This window comes from Microbacterium sp. (assembly GCF_035687345.1).
In the GTDB taxonomy this organism is placed as follows: domain Bacteria; phylum Actinomycetota; class Actinomycetes; order Actinomycetales; family Microbacteriaceae; genus Microbacterium.
Genome location: NZ_DASRXZ010000070.1, coordinates 1 through 12980, shown reverse-complemented (window position 1 = coordinate 12980; position 12980 = coordinate 1). Strand labels below are relative to the sequence as shown.

The window sequence follows — 12980 nt, the reverse complement described above, 5'->3', positions numbered from 1 at the left end:
GCGAAGAAGAAGATGACGGCGGTCGCGATCGCCGAGACCGCGATGATGAGGATGCCCCACAGGTAGTCCACGAGGCCCGGGTTGTCTTTGCCGAACGCGATGACGAGCGCGATCGCGCCCGGACCCGCGACGACCGGCATGGCCAGCGGCACGATCGCGGGCGAACCCTGGTTCTGCGTCGGGAGGATCGAACCCGTCTTCGTGAGCATCGCCCACGCGATCGTGGCGACGAAGAGGAATCCGGCGATCTTCAATGACGCGACGCTGATCCCGAAGAACTGCAGGATCACCGCGCCGAGGATGAGCGACAGCGTGAGGACCGCGAAGACGCCGAGACCCGTGACGAGGGCGATGCGGCGCTGCTTGGCCGGCTCCATGTTCGCGGTGACGCTGAGGAACACGGGGATCGTCCCGATCGGGTTGCAGATCGTGAACAGCGCGACGCCGGCGGTGATGAGTGTCGTCTCGTCCATTACCCCTGCCCGTCTCGACGGTCACAGCCCCAGCGTGGAACGCCTCGGCACCCTTGCCGGATGCATATTCTCATGATCTGCGCCACGTTCGTGTGAACGGGTGCGGTTCGGATGGCACGGGCGGCGCCTGCCGCGGCCGGTCAACCGGCGCCCGCCGCCATAATGGCAACGTGCAGCAGCGCCTCGGGCGTGTGACCGCGACCGATGGAACCGAGATCGCGTACTCCTCGGTGGGCGAAGGGCGCCCGGTGGTGTACGTCAGCGGATGGCTCAGTCACCTCGAACTGAGCTGGGCGCTGCCCGAAGAGCGCGCGTTCTACGAGAGCATCGCGGACGGATGCCGGCTCGTGAGGTACGACCGGGCCGGATGCGGGCTGTCACCGGCATCCGGGCGACCGCCGTCGCTCGAGTACGAGCTCGAGCAGCTGTCCGCCGTCGCGAGCACGCTCGGCACGGACCGGTTCGACGTGATCGGCTCCTCGATGGGCGCGCTCGTCGCGGCGGCGTGGGCGGCGGAGCATCCGGAGTCGGTCCGTCGTCTCGTGCTCTACGGCGGCTGGGTGTCGGGACCGGACATCGCAGAGCCGGATGTGCGCGCGCACCTGCTCGGGCTCGTCGAGTCGCACTGGGGTCTCGGGTCGGACGTGCTCACCGACATCTTCGCTCCGGACGCGACCGCCGTGATGCGGCGGCAGGTCGCGCGCTACCAACGCGCGTCCTCGACCGCCGAGACAGCACGCTCCCTGCTCGCGATGAGCTATGACCTCGACGTGGGCGACCAGCTTCCGCGGGTCGAGGCGAAGACGCTCGTGCTGCACCGCGCGGAGGATCGGGCGGCGCCCGTCGCGCAGGCGGAGGCGCTGGCCGCCGGCATCCGGGATGCGGAGCTTCGTGTCGTGCCGGGCCGCTCCCATCTCCCGTTCGCGGGCGACGTGCACAGCCTCGTGGCGCCGATCCGGCGCCACCTCGGCCTGCGCACGCTGCGTCGCGGACCGCGCGCCCTGACCCCGCGGCAGAACGAGGTCGCCGCTCTCGTGAGCGAGGGGTGCACCAATCGCGAGATCGCGACGCGGCTGGGCATCGACGAGCGGTCGGCCGAGGGCCATGTCGAGCGCATCCGGATGCGCCTCGGCTTCTCGTCGCGGGCGCAGATCGCCGCGTGGTACACCGCCCAGGGCGCCGCACCGTCACCGCCGAAGTGAGGTAGTTCCACGCCTGTTCCGGCGGCCGGAGCCGAGCACGCTGGTGTCGACACCACACAGAGGAGTCGACATGACCGACATCACCACCCCTCGACCGTTCGGAGTGGACTTCGAACGGCACTCCCTGCGCGGGCGCTTCAACGCCGCCTTCTTCCGGCTCATGGGCCCGTACATCGAGTGGACCCTGCGTCGTCGCAAGCAGCGGATCTTCGCGCACCTTCCCCGCGAGGTCGTCGAGATCGGCCCGGGCGTCGGCGCGAACCTCCGCTACCTCTCGCCGGGAACGAACCTCATCGCCATCGAGCCCAACCCCTCGATGCACGAGCCGCTGCAAGAGGCGGCGCGCCGTCGCGGCGTCGAACTCGACCTGCGCACCCGCAGAGCCGAGGTCACCGGTCTGCCTGACAACAGCGCGGACTGCGTGATCTCATCGCTCGTGCTGTGCTCGGTGCAGGACCCCGCGGCCGTCCTCGCCGAGGTGCGGCGTGTGTTGCATCCGGGCGGCACCTTCCGGTTCCTCGAGCACGTCGCCGCACCCGAGGGAACGGTGACGCGGTGGGCTCAGCGGATGCTCCGCCGCCCCTGGGCCTGGACGTTCGAGGGCTGCTCGTGCGAGCGCGACCTCGAGGCCGTGATCCGCGATGCGGGGTTCGAGAACGTCTGGGTCGAGCCCTACCGCGTGCACTCGCCCATCCTGCCGTTCAACACCCAGATCATGGGGATGGCGTGGGCGTGACGGCGGCCGCCTCAGCGGCGCTGCTCGCCCGCGGGAAGAGCCGGTCGGGACTGCCCGCCCAACGGCGCGAGTCGGTCTTCGTAGAACAGGCGCGACGCGCGGGCCCGTACCCGGTTCACGAGAGGCACGCGTCCGTCTCTGTTCGGCCGGGCGATGAACGGCTCGATCGGAGCGGGTCCGACGAGGCGGCCGCGCTCTTGCGCGTCCAGCTCGCGGTGGATCTCGATGTACCCGCCGCCGGGCATCCGCACGATGCGCCCGGTCTCGTAGCCGTGCAGCACGGTCTCGCGGTCCTTCTTCTGCAGCGCGACGCACACACGACGCGTGAGGTCGAACGCGACGATGGGGCCCAGGATGACGAGCACCTGGAACGCGGTGATCACGCCCTCCAGCGAGAAGTTCAGCTGTGTCGCGATGACATCGGCGCCACCGGCGCCCCATAGCGCGCCGTAGAACACGATCCCGGCGACGCCGATACCCGTGCGGATCGGCACGTTGCGCGGCCGGTCGAGGACGTCGTGTGCACGGGAGTCACCGCTCACCCACTCCTCGATGAACGGGTACACCGCGACGAGCATCAGGAACGCGCCGACGACGAGCAGCGGCACGATGACGGCGAGCGTCCACGTGCGGCCGAGCAACTCGAACTCCCACCCGGGCGGGACCAGCCGCAGAGCTCCGTCGAGGAATCCGGTGTACCAATCCGGTTGGCTGCCGGCGGATGCGTCGCCCGGCGACGCCGGACCGTAGAGCCAGACCGGCGCGATCGTGACGGTGCCGCCGATGAGGAAGAGGAGCGCGGTCGCCGCGGCGAACAGTCCGCCGGCGCGGACGGCGAAGTTCGGCCAGGCCGGAACGGTGCGCGCTTCTCCGGGGAACCGTGCCGGTTCATGGCCGTACGCATCCCACCAGCGCCAGGCGAGGAGCACGGCCAGAAGCACGCCGGATGCGAGGTGGAGCGGATACAGGTTCTCGATGATCTGCCCCGGGAACCCACCTCCGAACAGCAGACGCGACAGCCAGGTGCCGACCACGGGGATGCCGAGCATGATGCCCTCGACGATCCGCAGGCCGGTTCCCGAGAGCATGTCGTCGGGCAGCGCGTAGCCGCTCCATCCGCCCAGGAGCGCGGCGACGAGGAGTCCGAAGAGCAGCACCCACGACAGCCGTCGCGGCCGCCGGAACGCGCCCGTGAAGAATGCGACCACCATCTGCAGCATGATCGCCGCCGGCAGCAGCAGGGCTGCCCAGTGGTGCGCCTGACGCAACAGGAGCCCGCCCGGCAGCTCGAGCGAGATGTACAGCGTCGACTCGAGAGCCTTCGACATCTCCGCTCCCGCGAGCGGCAGGTAAGAGCCGTGGTACGTCGCGGTCTCACTCGACGGCGCGTACGCGAACATCAGGATGGCGCCGGTCACGAACAGCACGAAGACACACGCGAGCGCGATGACGCCGAACATGTTCGTCCAGTGCAGCGGCACGCGGCGTGCGGCGAGCTTCGCACGAAGCATCCGCAATCCCCGTCCCGGCGCCGATTGGTTGATCACGCGCTCGAGACGGTCGGTGATGGAATGGCGTCTCTTCCGGTCGAGAATCGTTGGCATCGTTCTGCCTCCTGCCCTCACCTGTAAGACACCGCTCGGCGGCGATCTGTGACAGGGGGCGGGCGGCCTGGCCGCGGGTGTGGCTACTGTCGCTCTTCCCGCGCGAGGGCCCACTCGTACCGGTCGAGACGGAAGCGCACATAGAAGATCAGGAAGAAGATCAGCACGCCCATCGCCATCCACGGTCCGACGGTCCGCATGATGACGAATTCGGATGCCGACGCCACGGTGAGGTGCCAGCCTTCCCATGCGACGATCCCGAGCTCGACGACCGCCCATGCGAGCGTGACGTGGGCGGCGACCCGGCGGTAGACGGGGTGCTCGGGAGTCAGCCGACGGTAGGGCGTCACGAGAGGGATCAGGTACGAGGCGACCGGCGTGCGCGTGAAGGCCGTCACTCCGACGGCGATCGCGGTGAGGGCGCTGAGTGCCACGCCTGCGCCGAAGTACACGACGTGCGACTGCGTGAGGATGCCGGCGACCGCCTTGAGCACGACGTAGGCCAGGGCGAGCGGCAGGAGGAGTCCGATCCGGCGGCCAGCGATCCGCCGCACGACGATGAGCACCAGGGTGAGGGCGCTGGCCGCGATCATCGCCGGGACGAGCCCGAGCCACGCGTCGACGATCAGGAACGCCGCGGTGGGCAGGAGCGATATCAGCGCCGGTACGAGCGCCGGGCGGCGGAGCGCGAGTGCGGTACTGGACATGCATCGAGTCTCGTGAGGCGACGCCGCCGCCGGATCCACCGATCGGTGTAGGCCCGGTCATACATTCGGTCGGGTCGCGACCACGCTGCGGATGCCGCGCCGCGCACCCCCTACGCCGCCGACTCGAGCCGGCGCCTGCGGTACTTCTCCGCGGTGAGGCGGTTCGTCCGGCGGTATTGCGCGATCTTGTCGTACCGGAGAGTGCGCTCCACGGCGATCGTCACGAGCATGTCCGGCTCGTAGCCGATCCGCTGGCCGGTGTGCTGGAGCGCGAAGGTCACGTCGAGGTCCTCGCTGATGACGTGGTCCCCGACGGTCACGAGGTCGCGGATGGCCTCCCATGCCTCTCGTCGCAGGGCCATGTTGTGTCCGTAGAGCACGGGCCCGTTGCCGATCAGCACTTCATGCGCCGCCTTCACCAGGCCGTAGGCCGTGCGACCGACGACGCGGTCGCCGGTCGAGAGCCGCGTGAAGCCTGCCGGGCCGGTGAGCGCGGCCAGTCCGGCATCCGCCTCGAATGCCCGGCGAATCGCGCCCGCCCAACCGGGTGTGACGATCGTGTCCGCGTCGATGCGTGCGATGGCATCGCCTGTCGCCGCGTCGAATCCGGTGTTGCGCGCGTAGGTGATTCCGGGACGCGGCTCGGTCAGCACGACCACGCCGGCGTGCGAGCGAGCGATGTCGGCGGTCCTGTCGCTCGACCCGTTGTCGACGACGATGATCTCGTCCACCGGGTCGGACTGGAGGCTCAGCGCCCGGAGGCACGCCTCGAGAATCCGCTCCTCATCCCGCGCCGGGATGACGACGCTCAGGCTCACTCGTTGTTCCGTCATCCGCATGATGTTCACGCAGAGAGCTCCTCGAAAGGATCCCGTTGACTTCTGGAGTTGTGACCGGTACGGGGTGACGGCGGAGCAACGGATGCCGCACGCCGCCCCGATACGTCAAATCTAACGCGCCACGACGCGGCTCTGCCCATGCCATCGGGCGGCGAAGGCGAGCCATTCCACTCCGACGGTGATCCAGATGAGGCCGCCCGCCGCACCGGCGGAGAGGTTGACCGCCACCGAGGTGGTTCCGCCGACGAGCACCGCGATCGCGGCGAACGCGAGGAGCGCGATCTGAGCGATCAGGACGGCCCCGGCGACGCGACTCATCGCGCTGCCGAGGTACCCCTCCCGCCCTGCGGCACGCGCGACCACCCACCCCCATGCCGCGAGCACAAGCGTTCCGGGCAGCCAGTTCGCGAGCGGCAGGAACATTTGGACGAGTCCGGCCAGGCGGAGAATCGCGATGAGCGCTGCGGCGCTCAGGCTGAGCGCCGCCACGATCGCGACGGCCGAGGAGCTGAGCGAGCGGGTGGCCCGGCACGCGAGGATCATCGCCACCAGAATCGGGATGAGCGCGGCAGCGAAGATCATCTCCCACACGTGCCCGAGCACCCCGAGGAGAGGCGTCGGCCCGAAGCGACCCTCGATGGAGATGATGACCGCGAGAACGCCCAGCGCCAGGATCGCCGTTCCGCCGATCGCCAGCGACGCGCGGAGGACGCGGGTTGCCGCTGAGTCCGCCTTCGGCTGCGCCGTCATTAGACCCCCTCGTGCCGTGCGGGCAGGCACAGAACACGCTAGAGCCTGCCGGGCCGTGGGTGTTGTGGCGGATGCGCGGAGGGGGCCATGGGTGTTGTGGCGGATGCGCGGAGGGGGCCCTCAGGCGAGGACCCCCTCGGTCTGCGACTCAGCGTCTGTGACTCAGCGCGCCTTGAGCTCCCGCCCGTGCACGGTGAGCGCATAGATCACCAGGATGTCGATCGCGAGGACCGCGAGGGAGAGCCACGGCTGGGCGGCGATGAGCGTCAGCTGCGCCAGCGCGTTCAACGCGACGAGGATGATCGCGATCATGCGGGCCCACGTCGCGCCACCCAGCAGCGCGATGCCGATCAGCAGGAGCAGTACGCCGATGATCAGGTGGAACCAACCCCAGGATTGGATGTCCACCGAGAACAGCCCCGCTTCGGTGGTGAAGAAGAGGGAGTCGGGGCCGATGAGCGCCTGCAGCCCGTGGAAGATGTTGAGCAGGCCGGAGATGATGAGGATGACGGCGGCGAACACGCCCCACCCCACCCAGCCGGTGACGGTGTTGTCAGTCATTCGGGTGATCCTTTCGCGTCGGTGGAGCCGCTCGGCTCCGCTGACGCCGTGCGTGGAGCCCCGGCGTCGAAGCGATTCTGGGAGAACGCCGAGTGCTCGCGCGTCACCCAAGTCGCGTGAAATCGCGCGGCACGTCATTCGACGTCGCGCGGTCATGTCATTGGCGTCACCGCGCCGCCGCTTGCGGACGATCGCCCTCTGGCCCCGGCGCGCCCGGTGCGGCACTATAGGCGTTGTGAGGGCGCGCGCGTACCGCGCTGGGGCATGTTGAGCGATACGCGACCAGAAGCACACGAGTAACGCTTCGAGCGACGAAGTGCGCGGTCTCCGACTGATCCGCCGAGAGCATCTTGAAGCGGGGTGCGCCATGGCCAGGTTTCCCAACGGGCAGATTCCTGAGTCCCATCTCCTCGTGCTGGGCAAGGGCCGCAATGAGGACGGCCCCTGGAAGCACCTCGCCCCGCCTGGGACGGCTGCGCGGTGGAATCACGTCGTCGCCACGGGGCGAGCGAAGTATGGCGTGACGCTCCGGGTCACTCCGGGTTGGAACCTGTTCCGGCCGCTGGACGTTCAGGTGCTGTATCGGAAACGGCTCGGAATCATGGCCGCGGTGCCGGGATTCTCCTCGCACGGCGGCGTGTTCCGAGGCTCCGACTGCATGGCCATCGACGTTCAGAACTGGGGCGCTCTGGCACCCGGCAACGACTTCCTCGCCTGGGCGAGGTTCGTCAGCCTCTGCCGTCTGGCCGGATTCCGGATGGACTTCGTCACACCCCAGGAACGATGGCACGTCGGCGACTTCGACCCCTGGAACGTGCCCGCCGGCTTCGCGAAATTCCGCATCAACCCCGTCGCCGTAAGAAATGAGGAGGAGAACGACATGCCCATCATCGTCGTCCAGCGAAAGGACTCTCAGCTTGCGAAGGGCCTCTTCGACCTGACCACCGGCAAGCTCCGGCGCGAGATCTCGAAGGCCGAGAACAACCTCTACCGGGCCGCGCAGCAGGTCGATCCGCACTCGGTCATCTACGCGACCGTCAGCGACAAGGATTACGCGATCCTCCGCGGGTAACCGAGGACCTCAGCGCAACACGCGGTAGCGCACGTGGAGCGCGTCGCCCTGGCGCACGTCGATGAGCTCGAGGTCGAGAGGCGCACCGGGGCTGAGATCGAAGAGTCGCCGGCCGTCCCGCAACAGAAGCGGCACGACGTGCAGTTGCACCTCGTCGATCAGACCCGCGTCTATCGCCGCCTGGCCCGTTCCCGCACCCTGCACGATCACGTCCGCGTCACCCGCTGCCCGCTGTGCGCGGCCGATCGCCTCGGCGATGTCGTCGACGTAGGTGAACTTCGGCCAGCGCGACTCACCCGGTCCCGGTTGCCGGCGTGCGTAGATGAACACAGGCGGACCTGCGTAGGCGTCGCCGCCCCAGCCGCCTGCCGGATCGACCGTGCCACGGCCGCACACCGAAGCGCCGACGGACTGATACGCAGCCTTCATTTCCGCGTCGACTCCGGTGGGCCCGCTCTCGAGGAAGTCGCCGTCCGCGTCGCGCGGCAGCACCCAGTCGTGCAGGCGCTGACCGCCGTCACCGAGCCCATTGTCGATCGTCTCGTTCGGACCGGCGATGAACCCGTCGACAGAGACGGACATGTCGAGAATCGTCTTGCTCATGGTGCTTCCTTTCGCGTGGATTCCGGGTCATCCCAGCCGGAGACGAACCAATGGACCGCGCCTGTGTCCGGATCGTACGCGGGCCGCTCGAGCGTGCCCAGGTTGGCGCCGTACACGTGAATGCCGATCGTGGGCTCGTCGCCTTCCGCGATGACCGAATGGACGTCGTCGTCGGTGGTGCAGCAGACCGTCACCTGTCCGCCCCGCCAGACCTGCTCGCCGACCGGGGCCATGGGGCCCGCATCCGCGGCTGCCGGCTTCATATATCGGATCTCCCGCTCGGCACCCGAGTAGATGCCGACGACGCCCCAGGTCTCGTGGCCGTGCACCGGGGTGCGCTGTCCGACGTTCCACACCACCGACACGACACACCAGCTCTCGTCGGGGGCGATGAAGAGCGGGTAGTTCACGTGGCGGTCCTGTGCGGGACGGACATACTCCGGCGGCAGGGTGTACCCGCTTGCCAGCAGGGTCGACAGAAGGGGCGCGACACGCTCGGTGATCTCGTACTGGTCATCGGTCTCGCCGAGCACCAGCCCCACGTCGTGGATGAAGGTCTCAAGCTGATGAGCCGCCACGGCGAGCTCCTCTCTCTTCCGCCACGGGCCGCTTTGCACGCACCCAGACGACGGCGAAGGCGATCGCGAACGCGAGGTGCACGATCAGGAAGTAGGTGGCCGCGGCCCGCGAGGCGCCCGTGGCCACGCCCACGACGTCGTTCGCGGCGACGACGCCGAAACCGACGAGGTCGGCGAGGATCACGGTGTTCCGGATCGTCGGCGGGTCGGCGTTGCGCGACATCCAGTTCAGCACCGCGATGCCGATCAGCGGACCGCCGAGCAGCCGCAGCAGGGCCAGCAGCTCCGCCGACGGGTTCTCGGGCACGGCGCCGACCCCGAACTGTGCCGGGAAGATCAGCAACGCCAGTCCGATGAGGCCGAGATACGCGGCCGAGATCATGAGCAGCCACTTGGTCATCACGAGCGCACCGCCGTGTACGTCATGTGGGTCACGAGCGACGCGACCCGCACCGATACCCGCTTCAGCCGTTGCGGCGGCACCGCGTCGAAGATCCGCTCCCCCGCACCCAGGATGCACGGCGTGACGTGCAGACGCAGCTCGTCGAGCAGCCCCGCTGCGAGGAATTGGTTCACGGTGCGGGCGCCGCCGGCGATCGAGACGTTCGCGTTGCCCGCGGCGTCCTGCGCCTGCTCCAGGGCGGAACGGATGCCGCCGGTGACGAAGTGGTATGTCGTGCCGCCCTCCATCTCGATGGGTTCGTGGCGATGGTGGGTGAGCACGAACACCGGGTTGTGGAACGGCGGATTGGACCCCCACCAACCACGCCAGTCGCGGTCCCACTCGCCGCGCACCGGTCCGAACATGTTGCGGCCCATGATGGTGGCGCCGGCGTCGGTGATCGCGTCCAGCTCGGCCCTGTTCTCGTCAGCTGTCTCGAACATCCAGCCGTGAAGCCAGCTCTCGTCGATGTCGCCGAACGGCGCGTCCTCGCGCTGATTCGGACCGGTCGCGAATCCGTCCGCCGAGACGGAGATGTCGCTGAAGACGATGCCCACTGTGTGCTCCTCGCTCTCTGCGTCGATCGATGTGTTCACCCTCGCCACCCGAAGCGGAGCTGTCACCGACCAGTGGGGGTGATGGCCGAAATCCTGGGATACCGGTCTCGTCGTCTTGCCCCGACCGGCCTAGCCTGGACCCGTGACTCTGCCGAAGGTGGTCGTGCTCGGGTACGAGGGAGCCGAGCTCGTCGACATCGCGTGCGTGACGACCGCCTTCGGGCTCGCGAACCGGCTCGGCGCCGACCCGAAGTACGACGTCATGTTCGCGACGGTGAAGGGCACCGACATCCGGTGCGAGACAGGGCTTGTCCTGCGTGCGGATGCCGCGGTCGAGGCCATCGAGAACGCCGACACCGTCGTGGTCTCCGGCGGCGACGGGCACCGGCGTGCGGCACATGACCCGCAGATCATCCGCGAGGTCCGACGCCTGGCAGCGCCGGCGCGGCGCATCGCGTCGGTGTGCACCGGCGCCACAGTGCTCGCCGGCGCCGGGCTGTTGGACGGGAAGCGCGCGACGACGCATTGGCTGTATGCCGCTGAGCTCGCATCCGATTACCCCGCCGTTGAAGTCGACGCCTCGCCGATCTTCGTGAGGGACGGGAACATCGCGACGTCGGGCGGAGTGACGGCGTCGCTCGATCTGGCGCTGGCCTTCATCGAGGAGGACCACGGCCCGGAGCTCGCGCGGTACGTCGCGATGGGGATGGTCACCTACCTGCAGCGGCCGGGCAACCAGGCGCAGATGAGCATCTTCACCTCCGCGCCGAACCCGGACGACCTGGTGGTGCGGCGTGCGCTCAACCGCATCCTCACTCACCCCGACGCCGACCTCACCACCTCGTCGCTCGCCGCGCACGCTCGCGTGAGCACCCGGCATCTCACGCGGCTGTTCCACGAGCACCTGGGCGAGTCGCCCGGCTCGGCGGTGCGCCGCATCCGCCTCGAGATCGGCGCCCGCCTGACGGCAACAACCCACCTCCCCCTCTCGCAGGTCGCCAGGCGATGCGGATTCTCGTCGGCGGAGACGTTCCGGCAGGCGTTCGTCGCGAAGTACGGAGTGAGCCCGCGCGCCTTCCGCGCGACGCAGACGCGCCCGTAGCGCGATGGGTACCCTCGGTCTCGAATCGGTGGCGAACCTTTTTCGTGGAGGGCACGGAGCATGAGCACGAAGTCACCCATCACCCCGTTCTCGAAGAACCCGGACTTCGACTTCGAGACTCGGATCGCGCTCGGTCTGAGCGTCGCGGGAGCGGGCGACCCGGGCGAGATCCTCGCGGCCACGCAACGGGTGAAGAAGAACGATCAGGAGGGCTGGTTCTCGGCGTGGCGTGCCCTCGCCGATCGGACGATGGACGCCGCGGATCGGTCCGCCGAGCGCGGGCACCAGGTCAGCGCGGCATCCGCCTACCTTCGGGCATCGGCGTATTACGCGAACGCGGTCAACGCGGCCAGCTCGCTCGATGACTCCGGGCGGCTGACGGCGGCGTTCGAGCGGCAGCAGGAAGCGTGGCGCGGGTTCATCGAGCACACGTCGGTCGATGTGAGGCAGGTCGAGATCCCGTACGAGCAGGACCTGCTGCCCGGGTATCTGTTCCGTGCCGGTGTGCGTGCCGCGAACGGCAATCCGCTGCTCGTCGCCGTGAACGGGAGCGACGGCTCGCTCGCGGCGCTGTGGGCGTGCTGTGTGGCCGACGGCCTGGAGCGCGGCTACGACGTGCTCGTGTTCGACGGGCCGGGTCAGCAGTCGCAGCTCTTCGAGAAGAACGTTCCGTTCCGACCGGACTGGGAGCACGTGCTCACACCCGTGTACGACTTCGTCGCGGGGCTCGACGATGTCGATCGAGAGCGGATCGCCGTGTACGGGATCAGCCAGGGCGGCTACTGGGTGACGCGTGCCATCGCGTTCGAGCATCGGTTCGCCGCGGCCATCGTCGACCCGGCTGTGCTGGACGTGTCGACGTCATGGACGGCGCACATCCCGGCGAGCCTCCTTAAGCATCTCGACAACGGCGATGTCGAGAAGTTCGACGAGCAGATGGCGCTCGCGATGAAGTTCTTCCCCGCGGCCGGGCGCACGTGGGCGTTCCGCGCCCGCCCCTACGGCACGACGGGGTACGCCGAGACGCTCACCGCCGTCCGGCAATACAACGCCACCGAGGTCGCGGGGCAGATCACCACGCCGCTACTCATCATCGACCCCGAGAACGAGCAGTTCTGGCCCGGGCAGGCGCAGCGGCTCGCGGAGCTCACTCCGGGTGTGTCGACGCTACTCTCCTTCACGGCAGCCGAAGGAGCGGACGGACACTGCCAGCCGCTCGCCCGCGCCGTCACGGCTGAGCGCATGTTCGACTGGCTCGACGAGCGGCTGGCCGATGTCGGGGCAGGAAACTAACTCAGTCACCTGGGGCATTCATGACGAAGACTGAGGGATTCGAACTCCGGATGCGGGTGCATGCTCGGCCACGCTAGTGTGCGTTCGCGCTGTTACGACGCGAATCGCCGACACGCTGGACCACGTTCGCACGGCTCGAAGACGCTCAGGTTTACGCAGTCCTTACGCACGCCAGAGACGCCTCAGGACTTCGGGTCAAGTCTCGTCTGGTGGTGTAACTGCGGTTGTTCCTGATGGGTGGGTCAGGCGGTGAGCAGGAGCTCGGGGCGGGGCTGCTCGGTGTGGTCGTGGAGGGTGTGGACGAGCTTGCGCATGGAGACGTCGGAGAAGTAGCGGCGTTCGCCGTAGGACCATTCCTCGTGCTGCTCTTGCAGGACGGCGCCGATCAAGCGCGTCACGCTGTCACGGTCGGGGAAGATCTGGACGACGTCGGCGCGGCGTTTGATCTCCCGGTTGAGGCG

At 68.6% G+C, this 12980-nt stretch carries 16 protein-coding genes; 5 read left to right on the top strand and 11 right to left on the bottom strand.

Annotation, left to right across the window (positions count from 1 at the left end):
• A partial coding sequence (locus VFF97_RS08375; RefSeq protein ID WP_325033040.1) for a MarC family protein occupies nucleotides 1–473 on the bottom strand: 473 nt, incomplete at its 3' end.
• Nucleotides 474–643: 170 nt separating this feature from the next.
• Between VFF97_RS08375 and VFF97_RS08370 the strand changes: the two genes are divergently transcribed.
• Both VFF97_RS08370 and VFF97_RS08365 read left to right on the top strand, forming a co-directional pair.
• Nucleotides 644–1675 (top strand): alpha/beta fold hydrolase, encoded by a 1032-nt coding sequence (locus VFF97_RS08370; protein WP_325033039.1) that lies wholly within the window; start codon nucleotides 644–646, stop codon nucleotides 1673–1675.
• A gap of 70 nt (nucleotides 1676–1745) precedes the next feature.
• A complete protein-coding gene (locus tag VFF97_RS08365; protein WP_325033038.1) occupies nucleotides 1746–2411 on the top strand; it encodes a class I SAM-dependent methyltransferase in 666 nt (221 codons plus the stop codon).
• An 11-nt stretch (nucleotides 2412–2422) separates the two neighbouring features.
• Here VFF97_RS08365 and VFF97_RS08360 read toward each other — a convergent pair whose 3' ends face one another.
• The 5 genes from VFF97_RS08360 to VFF97_RS08340 form a co-directional block, all read right to left on the bottom strand.
• The gene (locus VFF97_RS08360) at nucleotides 2423–3922 is read right to left on the bottom strand and encodes a cytochrome b (RefSeq protein WP_325033037.1); all 1500 of its coding nucleotides are present in this window, start codon (nucleotides 3920–3922) and stop codon (nucleotides 2423–2425) included.
• Nucleotides 3923–4098: 176 nt separating this feature from the next.
• Nucleotides 4099–4722, bottom strand: a complete 624-nt coding sequence (locus VFF97_RS08355) for a hypothetical protein (RefSeq protein WP_325033036.1) — start codon at nucleotides 4720–4722, stop codon at nucleotides 4099–4101.
• 110 nt (nucleotides 4723–4832) lie between these two features.
• Entirely contained in the window at nucleotides 4833–5555 is a 723-nt protein-coding gene (locus VFF97_RS08350) for a glycosyltransferase family 2 protein (RefSeq protein WP_325033035.1), read from the bottom strand.
• 117 nt (nucleotides 5556–5672) lie between these two features.
• Nucleotides 5673–6311 carry a hypothetical protein gene (locus tag VFF97_RS08345; protein WP_325033034.1) on the bottom strand — a complete coding sequence of 213 codons (639 nt, stop codon included), beginning with the start codon at nucleotides 6309–6311 and terminating at the stop codon, nucleotides 5673–5675.
• Nucleotides 6312–6473: 162 nt separating this feature from the next.
• The gene (locus VFF97_RS08340) at nucleotides 6474–6872 is read right to left on the bottom strand and encodes a DUF7144 family membrane protein (protein WP_325033033.1); all 399 of its coding nucleotides are present in this window, start codon (nucleotides 6870–6872) and stop codon (nucleotides 6474–6476) included.
• A gap of 316 nt (nucleotides 6873–7188) precedes the next feature.
• Here VFF97_RS08340 and VFF97_RS08335 point away from each other — a divergent pair, with 316 nt between their 5' ends.
• The gene (locus VFF97_RS08335) at nucleotides 7189–7944 is read left to right on the top strand and encodes a hypothetical protein (RefSeq protein WP_325033032.1); all 756 of its coding nucleotides are present in this window, start codon (nucleotides 7189–7191) and stop codon (nucleotides 7942–7944) included.
• 9 nt (nucleotides 7945–7953) lie between these two features.
• Here VFF97_RS08335 and VFF97_RS08330 read toward each other — a convergent pair whose 3' ends face one another.
• Genes VFF97_RS08330 through VFF97_RS08315 form a run of 4 tightly spaced genes read right to left on the bottom strand, consistent with a single transcriptional unit; the run spans nucleotide 7954 to nucleotide 10124 of the window.
• Nucleotides 7954–8547, bottom strand: coding sequence for a dihydrofolate reductase family protein (locus VFF97_RS08330; RefSeq protein WP_325033031.1), 594 nt, complete (start codon nucleotides 8545–8547; stop codon nucleotides 7954–7956).
• Entirely contained in the window at nucleotides 8544–9125 is a 582-nt protein-coding gene (locus VFF97_RS08325; RefSeq protein ID WP_325033030.1) for a hypothetical protein, read from the bottom strand. Before VFF97_RS08325 ends, VFF97_RS08330 begins: the two co-directional genes overlap by 4 nt.
• Nucleotides 9106–9525: a hypothetical protein gene (locus VFF97_RS08320; RefSeq protein ID WP_325033029.1), complete on the bottom strand. Its 420-nt coding sequence runs from the start codon at nucleotides 9523–9525 to the stop codon at nucleotides 9106–9108. Before VFF97_RS08320 ends, VFF97_RS08325 begins: the two co-directional genes overlap by 20 nt.
• Nucleotides 9525–10124 carry a dihydrofolate reductase family protein gene (locus VFF97_RS08315; RefSeq protein WP_325033028.1) on the bottom strand — a complete coding sequence of 200 codons (600 nt, stop codon included), beginning with the start codon at nucleotides 10122–10124 and terminating at the stop codon, nucleotides 9525–9527. Before VFF97_RS08315 ends, VFF97_RS08320 begins: the two co-directional genes overlap by 1 nt.
• A 142-nt stretch (nucleotides 10125–10266) precedes the next feature.
• Here VFF97_RS08315 and VFF97_RS08310 point away from each other — a divergent pair, with 142 nt between their 5' ends.
• Both VFF97_RS08310 and VFF97_RS08305 read left to right on the top strand, forming a co-directional pair.
• Nucleotides 10267–11226: a GlxA family transcriptional regulator gene (locus tag VFF97_RS08310; protein ID WP_325033027.1), complete on the top strand. Its 960-nt coding sequence runs from the start codon at nucleotides 10267–10269 to the stop codon at nucleotides 11224–11226.
• 60 nt (nucleotides 11227–11286) lie between these two features.
• Nucleotides 11287–12519, top strand: coding sequence for an alpha/beta hydrolase family protein (locus VFF97_RS08305; protein ID WP_325033026.1), 1233 nt, complete (start codon nucleotides 11287–11289; stop codon nucleotides 12517–12519).
• Between the two features lie 242 nt (nucleotides 12520–12761).
• On the opposite strand, the gene VFF97_RS08300 is transcribed toward VFF97_RS08305, so the two are convergent.
• The coding region (locus VFF97_RS08300; protein ID WP_325033025.1) for a transposase at nucleotides 12762–12980 on the bottom strand (219 nt) is incomplete at its 5' end.